The sequence below is a fragment of the Xanthomonas massiliensis genome (assembly GCF_900018785.1).
GTDB classification, from domain to species: Bacteria; Pseudomonadota; Gammaproteobacteria; order Xanthomonadales; family Xanthomonadaceae; genus Xanthomonas_B; species Xanthomonas_B massiliensis.
This window is the reverse complement of sequence record NZ_FCOY01000002.1, coordinates 1-15,748: the sequence shown is the minus strand read 5'-3', so window position 1 is coordinate 15,748 and position 15,748 is coordinate 1. Positions and strand designations below refer to the sequence as shown.

Annotated in this window: 12 protein-coding genes and 2 pseudogenes; 6 read left to right on the top strand and 8 right to left on the bottom strand. The window is 70.8% G+C overall.

What is annotated here, in order from left to right; translation table 11 throughout:
* Positions 1-727: 727 nt before the first annotated feature.
* Positions 728-1,054, top strand: a pseudogene (locus BN3794_RS00080) (hypothetical protein); the annotation flags it as partial.
* 287 nt (positions 1,055-1,341) lie between these two features.
* Positions 1,342-1,557 (top strand): HP1242/YdcH family protein, encoded by a 216-nt coding sequence (locus BN3794_RS00075; RefSeq protein WP_066091535.1) that lies wholly within the window; start codon positions 1,342-1,344, stop codon positions 1,555-1,557.
* Between the two features lie 72 nt (positions 1,558-1,629).
* On the opposite strand, the gene BN3794_RS00070 is transcribed toward BN3794_RS00075, so the two are convergent.
* The gene (locus BN3794_RS00070; RefSeq protein ID WP_066091538.1) at positions 1,630-2,178 is read right to left on the bottom strand and encodes a YaeQ family protein; all 549 of its coding nucleotides are present in this window, start codon (positions 2,176-2,178) and stop codon (positions 1,630-1,632) included.
* A gap of 2,004 nt (positions 2,179-4,182) precedes the next feature.
* On the opposite strand from BN3794_RS00070, the gene BN3794_RS00065 reads away from it, so the two are divergent.
* Positions 4,183-4,731 (top strand): YaeQ family protein, encoded by a 549-nt coding sequence (locus tag BN3794_RS00065; protein WP_066091538.1) that lies wholly within the window; start codon positions 4,183-4,185, stop codon positions 4,729-4,731.
* Positions 4,732-4,803: 72 nt separating this feature from the next.
* Here BN3794_RS00065 and BN3794_RS00060 read toward each other — a convergent pair whose 3' ends face one another.
* The 5 genes and pseudogenes from BN3794_RS00060 to BN3794_RS00040 all read right to left on the bottom strand — a co-directional run bounded on the left by BN3794_RS00060 (position 4,804) and on the right by BN3794_RS00040 (position 8,212).
* On the bottom strand, positions 4,804-5,019 hold the full coding sequence (locus tag BN3794_RS00060; protein WP_066091535.1) for an HP1242/YdcH family protein: 216 nt from the start codon (positions 5,017-5,019) through the stop codon (positions 4,804-4,806).
* Between the two features lie 287 nt (positions 5,020-5,306).
* A pseudogene (locus BN3794_RS00055) lies at positions 5,307-5,633 on the bottom strand (hypothetical protein); the annotation flags it as partial.
* 896 nt (positions 5,634-6,529) lie between these two features.
* Complete coding sequence (locus BN3794_RS00050) at positions 6,530-6,787, bottom strand: hypothetical protein (protein ID WP_066091533.1); 258 nt, start codon at positions 6,785-6,787, stop codon at positions 6,530-6,532.
* 160 nt (positions 6,788-6,947) lie between these two features.
* Positions 6,948-7,496 carry a DUF2058 domain-containing protein gene (locus BN3794_RS00045; RefSeq protein WP_066092092.1) on the bottom strand — a complete coding sequence of 183 codons (549 nt, stop codon included), beginning with the start codon at positions 7,494-7,496 and terminating at the stop codon, positions 6,948-6,950.
* 152 nt (positions 7,497-7,648) lie between these two features.
* The gene (locus BN3794_RS00040) at positions 7,649-8,212 is read right to left on the bottom strand and encodes a peroxiredoxin (RefSeq protein ID WP_066091530.1); all 564 of its coding nucleotides are present in this window, start codon (positions 8,210-8,212) and stop codon (positions 7,649-7,651) included.
* 744 nt (positions 8,213-8,956) lie between these two features.
* Here BN3794_RS00040 and BN3794_RS00035 point away from each other — a divergent pair.
* Positions 8,957-9,823 (top strand): glucose 1-dehydrogenase, encoded by an 867-nt coding sequence (locus BN3794_RS00035; protein WP_066091527.1) that lies wholly within the window; start codon positions 8,957-8,959, stop codon positions 9,821-9,823.
* Positions 9,824-10,287: 464 nt separating this feature from the next.
* Positions 10,288-10,887: a hypothetical protein gene (locus tag BN3794_RS00030; RefSeq protein ID WP_147675590.1), complete on the top strand. Its 600-nt coding sequence runs from the start codon at positions 10,288-10,290 to the stop codon at positions 10,885-10,887.
* A gap of 370 nt (positions 10,888-11,257) precedes the next feature.
* On the opposite strand, the gene BN3794_RS00025 is transcribed toward BN3794_RS00030, so the two are convergent.
* Entirely contained in the window at positions 11,258-12,010 is a 753-nt protein-coding gene (locus BN3794_RS00025; RefSeq protein ID WP_066091521.1) for a hypothetical protein, read from the bottom strand.
* Between the two features lie 544 nt (positions 12,011-12,554).
* Positions 12,555-13,250: a TetR/AcrR family transcriptional regulator gene (locus BN3794_RS00020; protein WP_236493067.1), complete on the bottom strand. Its 696-nt coding sequence runs from the start codon at positions 13,248-13,250 to the stop codon at positions 12,555-12,557.
* A gap of 72 nt (positions 13,251-13,322) precedes the next feature.
* On the opposite strand from BN3794_RS00020, the gene BN3794_RS00015 reads away from it, so the two are divergent.
* Entirely contained in the window at positions 13,323-15,614 is a 2,292-nt protein-coding gene (locus BN3794_RS00015) for a TonB-dependent receptor (RefSeq protein WP_066091518.1), read from the top strand.
* The last annotated feature ends 134 nt before the right edge of the window (positions 15,615-15,748 follow it).

Here is a 15,748-nt window from a genome sequence, read left to right as displayed (position 1 = left end):
AAGACCAGGAGCGCCTCAAGGTGTCGGGCGACCTGGCCTGGCGACATTCCGCTCGTTGGGCGCCATGCAGCCGGCAAGGGCTCAGCGTGGCGAGCCGGCGTGTGGCGGAAATGGCGCCGGACGGGAGTGGTTTTGCTCTCCTGCCATGGGCTCCTGTTGCCGGGCATGTCCGCGATCCGCGGTGCGCCTGCGCCGCATCGCGCCGGCGATGCGGCCGGATGAACGGATCGCGGTACCGCACTTGCCGGTGCTTGAGGTGGCGGGACGTCGCCCTGGCTATGTGCAGCCCGTCGTTGGTAGACGCAACCGGGCAGGCGTGGCGGCGCTGATGTCGCCGGCAGTCCGTGGATATCGTGTCGGCGCACGGTGCGGATATCGATCCCGGCCCGCATCCCGGCCATGCAGCGGTGCAGGCGAGGCTGGCGTGGGAGCGAAGTCGCCGGACGGGACGTCGCTCTGGCCTGTACGTCCGGGATCCGAAGGCGCGGCCGGGTCGGCGTGGCGGTGGTGAAGTCGGCAGCGATGCGCGAATGCCTGGGTGTCGCTCGGCGCAGGGATGGCGATCCCGGCGTGCATTCCGCCCGCGCGGCCATGCGGGTGTGGCCGACGTGGGACGGCAGTCGCCGAGGCCCCCGAACGTGGACGGCAGGCCGCCGGATCCGTGCTGTTCACGCCGCACCCGTACCGGCGCCGGCAAGCTGGCCTCTGCTCCGCCGCGCATGCCGAAATGGACGACGCACGCCGAACCCCGGATGGACGTTACCTCGTGGTCCGTGGCCGCCTGTGGCGCACCGCGGATCCGCGCCTGCCGCCGGACCGGCGCGACGCGTTGGTCAAGGCGCTGATGGCGGCCCGGCGCGAGGTCGGCGCCGCTCGCCGCGCCGGCGACGTCGAGCGCCTGGCGGCGGCCCGGGCCGCGGTGGACGCGGCCAAGGTCGCGCTGGGCGAGCGCGGACCGCCGTGGTGGGACGACGGTGCGCCGGACTACAACCGCCACCTGGCCCGCAATACGCCCTATGCCGCCTGGTATGCGGCGTTGCCGGCGGCGGGCCCGGGCGCCGTTCGGGCCACCGGTACGAGGCCGGGGATCGTGCGCGGGCGCGGCGGCCACGCGGCGGGAGATGCCGGGAGGCGGGGAACCCTCCCCGCGAAGTCGTCCGGCTGACCGTGCGGCGGGGGCGTCTGGGCGCCGCTCCGCTCCCTCCCGATGCCGGTTTGCGGCGGACCTGCATTGATCCAGATCCTTGTGCCGCCCGCCAGGCCGGGCCAAGGTGCAGGTGTTCCCGTTCCACCGGTGGCCGATCGAAGGCCACCTTTCCCGCACTTGCCAGAGGAGCCGCCATGTTTCCCGAATACCGCGACCTGATCACCCGCCTGAAAGGCAGCGACGAGCGCTTCACCCGCCTGTTCGACGAGCACAACGCGCTGGACCACCAGGTCAGGAGCCTGGAGACCGGCACCGGCACGCAGGCGCAGATCGAGGCGCTGAAGAAGCAGAAGCTGGCGCTGAAGGACCAGCTCTATGCCTTCCTGCAGAAGGCGGCGGGCAACGCCTAAGCGATACGCGCCCGGCACCGACCGGGCGTGGCGCCGCAGCGGGGCGGGACGCGTCTTCCAGACCCGCTGCGATCAGGCCGCCAGCGCCATCCGCACGCGCGGGGTCAGGGCGACGTTGTCGCGCTCGCTCATCAGCTGCAGCTCGCCGTCCTGGATCATCGCGGTCAGGCGCATGCTGCGTTCGAGCAGCGCCACGGCGCGCTCGATGGCGTCGGGATCGAGGTCGATGACGGTCAGGTGCTTGAGCCGTGCCAGCGTGGCGGCATGCCGGTTCCACCAGATGTCGGCGCTGTTGCCGCTGTAGTTGACGATCGTGACCCGGCGCGCGCGCCCGCAGGCCTTGCGGATGCGGCTCTCGTCCGGCTGGCCCAGGTCGATCCAGTGCACGATGTCGCCGGTGTAGTCGCGTTGCCACAGGTCGGGTTCTTCCTCGTTGCTGAGGCCGCGTCCGAACTCCAGGCGTTCGTCGGCATGCAGCGCGAAGGCGACCAGCCGCGCCATCAGCCGTTCCGGGGTTTCGGAGGGATGCTGCGCCAGGGTCAGGCCATGCTCGGCGTAGTAGTGCCGGTCCATGTCGCTGACCTGCAGCTCCAGCCGGTAGATCGTTGCATTGGGGGCCATGGGCGCGCCTGCTCGAAAGAGACGCGATTGTAGTGGCCAGCGATGAACGGCGAGCGGCGACGCCGGGTGGGTGGGTGAGCGGTTCACTTCCGTCGCCACGTGTTTTGCGCGCGGTGCGCGGCGATGTGGGCGACGCCGGGGGGACGCAGGTGTCGCCGGCACCGCGGCCGCCGGCGCTGGTCGAGGGGGCGACGCTGCCGAAGCGACGTGCGGCCGGGACCGTCGATCATGTCGCCGCGGCCTTGGCGGGGCCAGCCATGGTGCGCCCCGTCAGCGGTGGGATGCGGCCGTGGCCGCGGAACCCGATGCCGCCCGGAAGCGCGGCGACGGGCGGCTGCCGATGCGCGCGGCGCATCCCGTGCGCTGCGTCGCCGGGGCGATTCCATGCGGCAGCGTGGTCGCCGTGCCCGGCAGAGCAGTGGTGCGATGCCCCGGAAGGGAGCAGCGCGCGGAGGCGCGGCCGATACCGCGCGCGCAGCCTGTCGCGGCCGCCAAACGATGGCAAACGGCGCAATATTTTCCATGGTCTGATACCGCGTCCTTCGCAACTTGAATGGCCACTGCCCCGGTTCCGGAAACAGCCCCGCGCTCAAGTTGCAGATAGGTTCGGAGCCTATATTTGCCCTTCGTCAGACCCTGTGCCCTGGAAGAAGCCGCTGCCATGAAAGCCGTTCTCTACGCGTCGATGCTGGCCGTCCTGTGTGCCGTGGCGACGGCGCAGGCCCACGATGGGCCGCGTGGCGATGGACCGCGCCGGGGCGCGCCGGCGGCCGGGCGCGGCGGCCCGGGGCCCGGGCCCGCGGACCATCGCCGGTTCTACGGGGACTATCGCCATTTCGGTCCGGACGACCGCGCGCTGTGGGCGCGCGGTGGCTGGCGCCACGAGTACCACGATGGCCGCTGGGGCTGGTGGTGGTTCGTGGACGGCCTGTGGTACTGGTACGACCAGCCGGTCTATCCCTATCCCACGACGGTGTCGGTGGTGACCTACGCCCCGCCGGCGCCGGCGGGGCGTAGGTCACCACCGACACCGTCGTGGGATAGGGATAGACCGGCTGGTCGTACCAGTACCACAGGCCGTCCACGAACCACCACCAGCCCCAGCGGCCATCGTGGTACTCGTGGCGCCAGCCACCGCGCGCCCACAGCGCGCGGTCGTCCGGACCGAAATGGCGATAGTCCCCGTAGAACCGGCGATGGTCCGCGGGCCCGGGCCCCGGGCCGCCGCGCCCGGCCGCCGGCGCGCCCCGGCGCGGTCCATCGCCACGCGGCCCATCGTGGGCCTGCGCCGTCGCCACGGCACACAGGACGGCCAGCATCGACGCGTAGAGAACGGCTTTCATGGCAGCGGCTTCTTCCAGGGCACAGGGTCTGACGAAGGGCAAATATAGGCTCCGAACCTATCTGCAACTTGAGCGCGGGGCTGTTTCCGGAACCGGGGCAGTGGCCATTCAAGTTGCGAAGGACGCGGTATCAGACCATGGAAAATATTGCGCCGTTTGCCATCGTTTGGCGGCCGCGACAGGCTGCGCGCGCGGTATCGGCCGCGCCTCCGCGCGCTGCTCCCTTCCGGGGCATCGCACCACTGCTCTGCCGGGCACGGCGACCACGCTGCCGCATGGAATCGCCCCGGCGACGCAGCGCACGGGATGCGCCGCGCGCATCGGCAGCCGCCCGTCGCCGCGCTTCCGGGCGGCATCGGGTTCCGCGGCCACGGCCGCATCCCACCGCTGACGGGGCGCACCATGGCTGGCCCCGCCAAGGCCGCGGCGACATGATCGACGGTCCCGGCCGCACGTCGCTTCGGCAGCGTCGCCCCCTCGACCAGCGCCGGCGGCCGCGGTGCCGGCGACACCTGCGTCCCCCCGGCGTCGCCCACATCGCCGCGCACCGCGCGCAAAACACGTGGCGACGGAAGTGAACCGCTCACCCACCCACCCGGCGTCGCCGCTCGCCGTTCATCGCTGGCCACTACAATCGCGTCTCTTTCGAGCAGGCGCGCCCATGGCCCCCAATGCAACGATCTACCGGCTGGAGCTGCAGGTCAGCGACATGGACCGGCACTACTACGCCGAGCATGGCCTGACCCTGGCGCAGCATCCCTCCGAAACCCCGGAACGGCTGATGGCGCGGCTGGTCGCCTTCGCGCTGCATGCCGACGAACGCCTGGAGTTCGGACGCGGCCTCAGCAACGAGGAAGAACCCGACCTGTGGCAACGCGACTACACCGGCGACATCGTGCACTGGATCGACCTGGGCCAGCCGGACGAGAGCCGCATCCGCAAGGCCTGCGGGCGCGCGCGCCGGGTCACGATCGTCAACTACAGCGGCAACAGCGCCGACATCTGGTGGAACCGGCATGCCGCCACGCTGGCACGGCTCAAGCACCTGACCGTCATCGACCTCGATCCCGACGCCATCGAGCGCGCCGTGGCGCTGCTCGAACGCAGCATGCGCCTGACCGCGATGATCCAGGACGGCGAGCTGCAGCTGATGAGCGAGCGCGACAACGTCGCCCTGACCCCGCGCGTGCGGATGGCGCTGGCGGCCTGATCGCAGCGGGTCTGGAAGACGCGTCCCGCCCCGCTGCGGCGCCACGCCCGGTCGGTGCCGGGCGCGTATCGCTTAGGCGTTGCCCGCCGCCTTCTGCAGGAAGGCATAGAGCTGGTCCTTCAGCGCCAGCTTCTGCTTCTTCAGCGCCTCGATCTGCGCCTGCGTGCCGGTGCCGGTCTCCAGGCTCCTGACCTGGTGGTCCAGCGCGTTGTGCTCGTCGAACAGGCGGGTGAAGCGCTCGTCGCTGCCTTTCAGGCGGGTGATCAGGTCGCGGTATTCGGGAAACATGGCGGCTCCTCTGGCAAGTGCGGGAAAGGTGGCCTTCGATCGGCCACCGGTGGAACGGGAACACCTGCACCTTGGCCCGGCCTGGCGGGCGGCACAAGGATCTGGATCAATGCAGGTCCGCCGCAAACCGGCATCGGGAGGGAGCGGAGCGGCGCCCAGACGCCCCCGCCGCACGGTCAGCCGGACGACTTCGCGGGGAGGGTTCCCCGCCTCCCGGCATCTCCCGCCGCGTGGCCGCCGCGCCCGCGCACGATCCCCGGCCTCGTACCGGTGGCCCGAACGGCGCCCGGGCCCGCCGCCGGCAACGCCGCATACCAGGCGGCATAGGGCGTATTGCGGGCCAGGTGGCGGTTGTAGTCCGGCGCACCGTCGTCCCACCACGGCGGTCCGCGCTCGCCCAGCGCGACCTTGGCCGCGTCCACCGCGGCCCGGGCCGCCGCCAGGCGCTCGACGTCGCCGGCGCGGCGAGCGGCGCCGACCTCGCGCCGGGCCGCCATCAGCGCCTTGACCAACGCGTCGCGCCGGTCCGGCGGCAGGCGCGGATCCGCGGTGCGCCACAGGCGGCCACGGACCACGAGGTAACGTCCATCCGGGGTTCGGCGTGCGTCGTCCATTTCGGCATGCGCGGCGGAGCAGAGGCCAGCTTGCCGGCGCCGGTACGGGTGCGGCGTGAACAGCACGGATCCGGCGGCCTGCCGTCCACGTTCGGGGGCCTCGGCGACTGCCGTCCCACGTCGGCCACACCCGCATGGCCGCGCGGGCGGAATGCACGCCGGGATCGCCATCCCTGCGCCGAGCGACACCCAGGCATTCGCGCATCGCTGCCGACTTCACCACCGCCACGCCGACCCGGCCGCGCCTTCGGATCCCGGACGTACAGGCCAGAGCGACGTCCCGTCCGGCGACTTCGCTCCCACGCCAGCCTCGCCTGCACCGCTGCATGGCCGGGATGCGGGCCGGGATCGATATCCGCACCGTGCGCCGACACGATATCCACGGACTGCCGGCGACATCAGCGCCGCCACGCCTGCCCGGTTGCGTCTACCAACGACGGGCTGCACATAGCCAGGGCGACGTCCCGCCACCTCAAGCACCGGCAAGTGCGGTACCGCGATCCGTTCATCCGGCCGCATCGCCGGCGCGATGCGGCGCAGGCGCACCGCGGATCGCGGACATGCCCGGCAACAGGAGCCCATGGCAGGAGAGCAAAACCACTCCCGTCCGGCGCCATTTCCGCCACACGCCGGCTCGCCACGCTGAGCCCTTGCCGGCTGCATGGCGCCCAACGAGCGGAATGTCGCCAGGCCAGGTCGCCCGACACCTTGAGGCGCTCCTGGTCTTGGAAACCGTCGCCGCCCGCTTCGGAGGCCGGTGCGGGATCATCATGATCGAACCTGGATCGCACGGCGTCACGCTCCAGGATCTTCTCCGCCGCCGCGCCGCACCCGCACCACGCCGTCGTCGTGACGCACGCCGAGCCCTTGCCGCCGGCAAGGCGACGGGCGGTGCATCACCAGACCAGGTCGTCGGGCACCTTGAAGCACCCCCGGTCGTGGAAGCCACCGTCGTCCGCTTCGGAGGCCAGTGCAGGATCCCCGTGATCGACCTGGATCGCACTGGCGTCTTCCCCGTGTCGCGCGTGGTACCAGCACCACGCCATCGTCATGACGCACGCCGAGTCCTTGCCGGCGGCAAGACCCAGGACGAACGGTGCGTCAATAGACCCGGTCGCCAGGCACCTTGAGGCGCGCCTGGTCTTGGAAACCATCGCCGCCCGCTTCGGAGGCCGGTGCAGGATCCCCGTGATCGACCTGGATCGCACTGGCGTCACGCTAGAGGTCTTCCCCGTGTCACGCGTGGTACCAGCACCACGCCGTCGTCATGACGCACGCCAAGCCCTTGCCGCCGGCAAGGCCCCGGGCGGTGCATCACCAGACCAGGTCGTCGGGCACCTTGAAGCGCTCCTGGTCGTAGAAGCCGTCGTCGCCCGCCTCGGAGGCCGGAGCGGGCGCGGTACCGTGATCGGCCAGGATCGCAGTGGCGTCGCGCTCGCGGATCTTCTCCGCCGTCGCGCGCGGCACCAGTGCCACGCCGTCGTCGTGGCGCACGATCACCAGCGCGCCGCTGGCCAGCTGGGCACGCTGCTGGGCGTCCACCAGCAACGTGCGGATGGCGTTGCCGTCGGCGAAGCGGTATTCCAGCTCGCCAGCGCGTTTGACCTGGTGCGTCTGCACGATCTGGCGGACCTGCGCCTGGCGCTCGTGCAGGCGCACCTGGGCGTTGCGCTCGGCGGCCAGGGCGCGGTCGCGCTCGGCACGCTCGGCCTGCAGGCGCGCGGCATCGACCTTGTCGGCCGCGGCCGGTGCCGGCGCACCCTTGCCGTGGCGCGCCCGCGCCTGCTCGCGCGCGATCTGGTCCACTTTGCCCTTCTTGGCCAGGCCGGCCTTGAGCAGTTGTTCCTGGAGCGGGTTGCGGATGGCCATGGCGATGCGATGTCGGGGAACGAGCGCGGCAGGGTAGCGCGTCCAGGCTGCGAGGCGCACACCCGGAAAACGGTGCGGCCGGCCCGATCGCGGGATGGCCGGCGGCACCGGCATCCCTGCCCGGCCCGGCGCAGCGGCGCCGGGCCCTACTTCTTGCCAGCCTGGTACGCCTTGACCGCGTCCATCGCCATCTGCACGTGCTTCTCGGGGCTGCGGTCGGTATAGCTGAGCAGGATCTTGTGGTCCGGCGCGATCACGAACGAGGTGCGGTTGGACAGCACCTTGCCGTCGGCCTGCATGGTGGCATCGAACTTCGCCGCCACCTTGGCGCCCGGGTCGGCGGCGACGGCGAACTTGTCGCGGCACTCGACGCTGGAGAACTCCTCCACCCGCTCGATGTTGCCGGCGGTGACGCCGACCACGGTCGCGCCCAGCTTCTCGAACTCCGGGGTCGCCTCGGCGAAGCGGTGGGCTTCCAGGGTACAGCCGGCGGTGAAGGCGGCCGGGAAGAAATACAGCACCACCGGCCCGCGCTTGAGCGCCTGGTCGAGGTCGAAGGTCATCGGCTTGCCGGCCAGGGCCGCCTTCAGGCTGAACTCCGGCGCGGTGGCACCCTGCGGCAGGGCGGCCAGCGCGGTCATGACCGGCAGCGCAAGACCGGCCGCCAGCGAGATGGCCAGGCGCCGGACGAACTTCTTCGTGGTCTTCATTACGAGGCTCCAATGAGGGGATACGACCAGGGACAGGGTGGCACACGACCCGGCTATCGGACCTGGGGCGCCGGTGCCGGGACACGGTGCCGATGCGACCCGTGACACCCGCGAGCCGGACGATGGGGCGGGGGACGGCGCCACTATGCACCCGCCGCCGTCACCCCCGCTTGACGACGCCGGCAGGCCGGTCCTGGGAACGTGCCGGGCGTATCGGCATTGCGGCGCAGTTGCCTGCAACCGCCCGCGGGCATGCGTCCGGACGTGCCACCGAGCAACCGGCCGGCCGGCCATCCCGGGACCGCCCGGCGGCCTCCTGCACCGCAACGTGCGACGGCGGTGGCCGCGCGGGCATCGCGATCACCCACGAGACGCGGGAGACAACCGCGCCCTGCACGCCACCGCTCTCGTCCACTTGCGCGGTACCTCGCGCGATCCACGCCGCCCAGGCGCGCAGCATCCGGACAAGTGCCTGCGGCGTCGCGACATCGCGGCATCGCGGCATCGCGGCATCGCGGCATCGCGGCATCGCAGGATGACCATGGTCGAGCCTGCAATCCAGCCGGAGCCATCCAGCGGGCAGTGCCGGGCAGTAAAGCCGTTCGACACGCCGCCACCTCGTCCAACGCGCGCCGAGCGGCGCTCGTCGTATCTACACGCCGCGTGAGGACGCACGGGTGCGACGTGGCCGCCCCTTTAACGGCACGCCCTCGACAATGCACTGCCGAATCGCAGGAGCAGACCATGTCGTTTCCTCGATATCCCGCGCCGCCGTTCAAGCGCCAGCAGCAGGCGTTCCCCGGAAAGACCGACCGCATGGCTCCCCGCCCCGACCATGGCGAGGCGAGCTATGTCGGCAGCGGCCAGCTGCGCGGCAAGAAGGCGCTGGTCACCGGCGGGGATTCGGGCATCGGCGCGGCGGTGGCCATCGCCTTCGCACGCGAAGGCGCGGACGTGGCGATCGCCTTCCTGCCCGACGACCGCGACGATGCCGAACGCATCGCCAGGCTGATCGAAGAAGCCGGAAGCAAGGCCGTGCGCATCGCCTGCGACATCAGCGACCCGGACCAGGCACGCGCGCTGATCGAGCAGGTCGACGACGAACTCGGCGGACTCGACATCCTGGTCAACAACGCCGCCTACCAGCGCTATTTCGACAGTTTCGACGCGATCAGCCTGGAGGAGTGGCACAAGACCTTCGACACCAACGTCCATGCCGTCTTCAACCTGGTGCGGCTGAGCGTGCCGTTGCTGGAAGGCGGCGGCGCCATCATCAATACCGCCTCGGTGAACGCCATGCGGCCCAATCCCAACCTGCTGCCGTACGCGGCGACCAAGGGAGCGCTGGCCAACCTCACGATCGGCCTGGCCGGGCTGCTGGCCGAGCGCCATATCCGCGTCAACGCAGTGCTGCCCGGCCCGATCTGGACACCGCTGATCCCCGCGGGCATGGCAGCCGAGGAGGTTGAAACGTTCGGCGCGAGCACGCCCTTCGGCCGGCCCGGGCAACCCGCGGAGCTGGCCTCGGCCTACGTGATGCTGGCCAGCGACCGGGCCAGCTACACCTCGGGCGCGTTGCTCACCATCGCCGGCGGCGCGGTGGTGGTATGAGGCCATACGCGCCTGCGCGGCGGCCATCGCGTGCCGTTCGTACGCCCCATGGGAGCCAGGCCAGTGACATGGAAGGCCGCCCATCCCCCGGCCGGGTTGGCGACCGCGGGAACGCGCACGCTCCGAACACGCTGGGCAACGGCAAGGCGCGTGGAAAGGACCACGACATGTCCGACGCCGACCCGCACAGGAACGCCCCCCATCCGCAGGCCTGTGCGCGAGCGCCCGGCAACCGGCCGGCCGCGACCATCACCGCGTCGGCGCGAACCCGCCATTGCGGGGCGCGCGACGACGGGAATGCCCTGCCTCCGGGATGCGTCGTCCCGATGCCCGGCCGGCGACCTCACCCCGTATCTCCCATCCACGCCAGCACCAGCGCCGAAGGACACCGGCCCACCCTCGCCGAAATGCATCGCCGGCACGTATCGCCGCCACGCAGTCCCCGATCCCGCGGAGTCCGCCCCATGAACGCAGACACGATCGTCCCTCGCCCCATCGCCTTTCGCCCGGGCGTGCTGCTCGTCGCCCTCGCCCTGTTGGGCGCGTGCAACCGTCCGGGCGACCCGACCTCGAGCACCGCCCCGCACGTGGCCAGCGAGCCGCGGGCGATGGATGCGGGCGCGCCGCTTGCCCGCAACGATGCGGAGATCCTGGGCACCGTGGCGGTGCTCGACCGGAACCTGGTAGCCCTGGCGCAGCAGGCCATCGACCGGCACATCGGCTCGTCCACCGAGGATTTCGCGCGCCAGGTGGTCCGCCAGCACAACGACAACATCGCGCGCGGCCGCGCGCTCGGCGCGGTGGAATCGGGCCCGGCGGTGCAGGTGCAGCAGGCAGGTGCGAAAAGCCGGCTCGACGCGCTGGCGGCCTACGACGACGAGAACTCCTACCGCACCGCGTTCACCAACACGATGGCGATGCAGTACAGCCAGATCCTGCAGCGCCTCGACAGCGAGCTGATCCCGGCCTGCCAGGGCAAGCCGGTATGCGAGTACCTGGCCAGCACGCGGCGGCTGATGGCCACTGGCCTGGAACGCGCCAAATCGGTGGATACCGCTCGCTGACGCGCCCGGGCGGCACCCGCCGGTGGCCAGGAACGATGAGGCGCGGTGCCATGGACGGGCTGCGCCGCCGCGGGCACGATCCGGCAGCAGGCGATGCCACGACAGTGCCAAGGCCGTACTCGCGGCGATCCCGCTTCCGCGCGATGGCCATGCAGTGTCGCGGGCCATCCCGTCTTCCTGCAGGCGCGGTCCGCCTTGCATCCAGGGACATCACCAGGTGCAACCGGGCCGCAACGATCGCGCAGCAGGCGATCGCCGGCCGAGATCGAAGGCTCCTGGCCCCCGGGCAGTGCAGAACGCGTCAAGCGATCCGCGGCCCCGACATTCGCGCACGGGCGCCACCCGCAGGCGGGACGCCGCGCCGGCCGCGTCAGTCCTGCGGATAGACCGCGGTGATCGCACAGCGCGCGCCGCTGACCAGGCGGCTGGGCGCCTGCACGTCCAGCCCCGGCCGGTCCAGCGTGGACACGATCACGTCGCCCGGGTTGCCGCAGATCACGCCGATGCCCATGCCCGACTCGAAATCGAGCGTAGGCGAGGAGCCCAGGATCGGGCAGCTGCCCGCCAGTTCCACCCGGTACCGGCGGTTGCCGGCATTGCGCCGCGGCGCGACCTCCACGGTCAGGCCGCGCGGGTCCTCGCTCCAGCTGCGCATGCCGCGCGGATCGAAGCAGTAGCGGTATGAACCGCCGAAGCCGCGGCGCTTCTCCGGCTCTCCCGGGCGCACCGATACCGTCGGCAACGTCGTCACGCCCGTGCTGTCGGCACGACGCGCGGCCGCGGCATAGTCGCGGGCATCGATGCGCTCGATGCGCACCACGGGGCACAGCCTCTCGCCGCTGCGCACGAACTCCTGCCCGGCGCCGCACACCCAGCCCTCCCTGGCGAGCAGCTGCGCGTCCGGATCGGCCTCCAGCCCCGGGCAGTCGGCGGCCAGGCCGATGCGGTAATTCGTCCCGGCCGTGGTGTTGACGACCACCTCCCCGGGCCCGGGCTGGCGCATCTCGCTCACGGTGCGCGCGTCCAGGCACCCGGGCGCCGGCGCGACCCGCGCGCCCTGCGCCAGCGCCAGCGCCGGTGACGCGAACGGGAACAGGCCAAGAGCCAGCACCAGGCTGCGCATCGGGATGCGATACCGCGGAAAGGATGCCGGCGATTATTGCCCAGTCCCCGCTGCCGCGCCGACCGGGTCCACCCACGCCAGACCAATGCCACGACCCGCGATTTCGCCCGCCCACGACCGGAGCCAGAGCCGGAGCCGGATCGAAAGGCCTACGCGGAGAAATGGCCTGCCTCGTGGCCGATGCCCTCCCCACCGCTGCCAACGCGCACGGGCCGGGCTCGCCGCCGCCCGGCAGGGCATGGGAGCGGCATAGTCGCGGTTGAATTGTCGTCGTTGCAGGAGGGCATGTCAGCCGGCACATGGCGCTCTCGTCCGCCCGCTGGCCATGGCGCACAGGAAACCGGTGACCCTGCCTGGCAACCGGCCCACTGCGCCCCCCCTTTCCCGGCTGCTTCGCCCCATGCCTGCCGAATCCCAGCCGGGCGCTACCGCACTGCGCGACTCGGCCCGGTTGCGTGGCAGGGCGGTTGCCAACGCTCCGGCAAATCCAACCGGCACATGTGCGAGTCCGGCGCCGGGCGACAGCATGCCGGCCGGACCGGCCTCACTCGGCCAGCACGTTCGAGATCACGTTTGCCAGCAGCTGACGAACGGTGTCCGGCGCCAGGTCGGGATCGCGCACGGCGCGCATCGCCAGGCCTTCCACCAGCAACCGCAGCAGCAGGGTGCGCCGGACGAGGTCGCCCTCGTCCACCGTGCGTCCCCGCGCCAGGTCGTACTGGCGCAACCAGTCGGCGATGGCGGCGCCGGTCTGCTTGTCGTACCGGCGCAGGACCTCGGCCACCACCGGGTCGCGCTGCGCCTCGGCGGTGATCTCCGCATACAGGGCGACGTTGGCGATGGTGTTGCCGCGCGTATCCAGCGTCTCCCCGCGTGCCCACTGCCGGTAGCAGCCCAGCAGGCCTTCGACCAGGTCCGGCGATGCCGGCATGTGGCCGATCGCGCCCTTGTCATGCACGAGCTGGCGCTCGATCAGCGCCAGGATCAATGCCCGCTTGTTCTCGAAGTAGCGATACATCAGTCCCTGGCTGATATCCGCCTGCGCCGCGATCTCGCTGATGGAGCCGGCATGGAACCCGCGGGCGATGAAACAGCGCTGGGCGGCATCGAGGATGCGCTGGCGCTGGGCCTCCACACGGGTGGCAGCGGTGTCTTCGACGGACGGGACAGCAGGGACCTTCGGCGTCATCGGCGGCGTGAGGATGTCCAGGGTGCGCGGATGGTACGCCAGCCATCTCATGAATGAACGGTCATTCATTCGTCATTTTGGGCAACCAGACTGCGCCGGCCCCCACTCCCACGAACCAAGCCGATGCGCCACGTCCCGCTGCACCGCCAACTGCTGGCCCTTGCCGTCGCCACCGCCCTGCCGGCCCTCGCCATGGCCGACGACGCCGACACTCCTGCCGACGCCTCCTCCGCCGACACCGCCGCCCGCGACGTGGTCGCGCTGGACCAGGTCGTGGTCACCGCGCAGAAGCGCGCGACCAACCTGCAGGAGACGCCGATCTCCGTCTCCGTCGTGGACGCCGAAGCGCTGAAGGACCGCAGCGCGATCTCGATCGGCAGCCTGGCCGATGGTTCGATCCCGTCGCTGCGGGTGACCCCGTTCGCCACCCGCAGTTCCGCGCTGAACATCGGCATCCGCGGCATCGGCGCCTCCAGCGATGCCAACCAGCCTGCGCGCGACGCCGGCGTGGGCGTGTACGTCGATGGCGTGTTCATGGGCCGCGCGCAGGGCCTGGGCAGCATGCTCTACGACGTGGAGCGCATCGAAGTGCTGAAGGGGCCGCAAGGCACGCTGTTCGGCCGCAACACCGAGGGCGGCGCGATCAGCATCGTCACCCGGCAGCCTACCGGCGAGTTCGGCGGCAGCGTCAACGCCGGCGTGTCCAACTACAGCGGCTACAGCAGCGGCCTGCACCTGGACCTGCCCAAGGTCGGCGACTTCAGCTTCAAGATCGACGCGGTGCAGGCCAAGCGCGGCGGCACCACCGACAACCCGATGCACGGCGAGCGCGACTTCAACAGCTACGACAAGCGCGGCGCGCGGCTGAGCGCGCTGTGGCAGCCCAGCGACACCTTCTCCGCGCTGTACGCGTTCGACCGCTCCTACGACGCCACCACCCCGTACCACACGCAGGTGCTGGTGGCCGGCCCGTACATGAGCCCGCTGCAGCAGGCCGGCGCCAGCACGGACCGGCGCGATTCCTCCATCCTGGGTGGCCCGCAGGAAGACAACATCGGCCGCACCAGCGGCCACCTGCTCACCCTGGACTGGACGCTCGGCGACAACCTGGAACTGAAGTCCATCAGCTCCTACCGCGAGCTCACCCAGGGCCAGTTCGACATGGGCCTGGTCGATGCGATTTCCGCCTATGGAGGCCCGTACACCGCCTTCGGCCGCTACAGCCTGGCGCAGGTCTACCAGCACCAGTACAGCCAGGAATTCCAGCTGATCGGCAACACCTCGCAGGTGCAGTTCCTGGCCGGCGCCTTCTACTACCACGAGACCGCGGGCGACAACGCGCAGACGCCGAACATGCTGCTGTGGGGACCGGACGGCAACAGCTACACGCTGAACCCGGAAACCAACCCGCTGGACCTGGCCAACATCCGCATCGATCGCGCCAGCAAGGCCTGGACCGACAGCCTGGGCCTCTTCGGCCAGGCCACCTGGACGCCGGCCTCGCTCGAGCGCCTGCACCTGACCGCCGGCGGCCGCTACACCCGCGACGACAAGAAGGGCAGCCTCTACACGGTCAACGGCATGGCCACCGACCTCGCCTTCCACGATACCTGGGGGCGCTTCGACCCGATGGTGAACATCGCCTACGACCTGGGCGACAGCGCAATGGTGTATGCCAAGTACAGCACCGGCTTCAAGGCCGGCGGCGCCAACTCGCGCTCCACCACCTACACCGCCTTCGGCCCGGAAGAAGTGAGCGCGTTCGAGCTCGGCTTCAAGTCGCAGTTCTGGGACAACCGCGCACGCCTGAACCTGGCGCTGTTCGATTCGAAGATCAAGCACAGGCAGATCGACTTCACCCTGCCGTTCGACCCGAACAGCGGCGAGACCCGCACCACGATGGTCACCACCAACGCCCTCAGCACCGGTACCTCGCGCGGCGCGGAACTGGAGTTCAGCGTGATGCCGGCGGACAACCTGACCCTGGGTCTCAACTACGCCTACACCAAGATCGATGCGCTGACCGCCGTCGACCCGTTCGGCGCGGGCGTGGAGGTCACCGTGCAACCGCTGCTTGCCCCGAAGAACGCCGGCACCGTGTCGCTGGACTACCTGGTGCCGTTCGCCAACTTCTCCGGGCTCAAGTTCCATCTCGACGGCAACTGGTCCGACGGCTTCTACACCAGCGAATACGACCAGACGCTCACCGACAGCTCGTTCGTGGTGAATGCTCGCGTGGCGCTGATCGACGTCCCGCTGAACAGCACCGGCTCGACCATCGCCTTCTCGCTGTGGGCCCGCAACCTGCTGGACGAGGAACACCTGTTCTACAAGCTCAACAGCGCCGCCCTCGGCCAGACCGGCATCTTCAACGATCCGCGCACCTACGGCGTGGACGTGACCGTCCACTTCTGACCCCCTCGGAGTCCCCGATGAAGAACCGAAGCACCCGGATCGCACTGGCCCTGGCACTGGGCCTTGGCCTGCCACTGCTGGCCGACGGCGGCATCGCCCGCGCGGCCGCCCAGGCCGCCCAGGCCGTACCACCG

Excerpts from the sequence above, each read along its gene's own strand:
- BN3794_RS00075 (WP_066091535.1), top strand. The coding sequence starts at position 1,342 with ATGTTTCCCGAATACCGCGACCTGATCACCCGCCTGAAAGGCAGCGAC.
- BN3794_RS00070 (WP_066091538.1), bottom strand. The coding sequence starts at position 2,178 with ATGGCCCCCAATGCAACGATCTACCGGCTGGAGCTGCAGGTCAGCGAC.
- BN3794_RS00065 (WP_066091538.1), top strand. The coding sequence starts at position 4,183 with ATGGCCCCCAATGCAACGATCTACCGGCTGGAGCTGCAGGTCAGCGAC.
- BN3794_RS00060 (WP_066091535.1), bottom strand. The coding sequence starts at position 5,019 with ATGTTTCCCGAATACCGCGACCTGATCACCCGCCTGAAAGGCAGCGAC.
- BN3794_RS00050 (WP_066091533.1), bottom strand. The coding sequence starts at position 6,787 with ATGGTTTCCAAGACCAGGCGCGCCTCAAGGTGCCTGGCGACCGGGTCT.
- BN3794_RS00040 (WP_066091530.1), bottom strand. The coding sequence starts at position 8,212 with ATGAAGACCACGAAGAAGTTCGTCCGGCGCCTGGCCATCTCGCTGGCG.
- BN3794_RS00035 (WP_066091527.1), top strand. The coding sequence starts at position 8,957 with ATGTCGTTTCCTCGATATCCCGCGCCGCCGTTCAAGCGCCAGCAGCAG.
- BN3794_RS00030 (WP_147675590.1), top strand. The coding sequence starts at position 10,288 with ATGAACGCAGACACGATCGTCCCTCGCCCCATCGCCTTTCGCCCGGGC.
- BN3794_RS00025 (WP_066091521.1), bottom strand. The coding sequence starts at position 12,010 with ATGCGCAGCCTGGTGCTGGCTCTTGGCCTGTTCCCGTTCGCGTCACCG.
- BN3794_RS00020 (WP_236493067.1), bottom strand. The coding sequence starts at position 13,250 with ATGAGATGGCTGGCGTACCATCCGCGCACCCTGGACATCCTCACGCCG.
- BN3794_RS00015 (WP_066091518.1), top strand. The coding sequence starts at position 13,323 with ATGCGCCACGTCCCGCTGCACCGCCAACTGCTGGCCCTTGCCGTCGCC.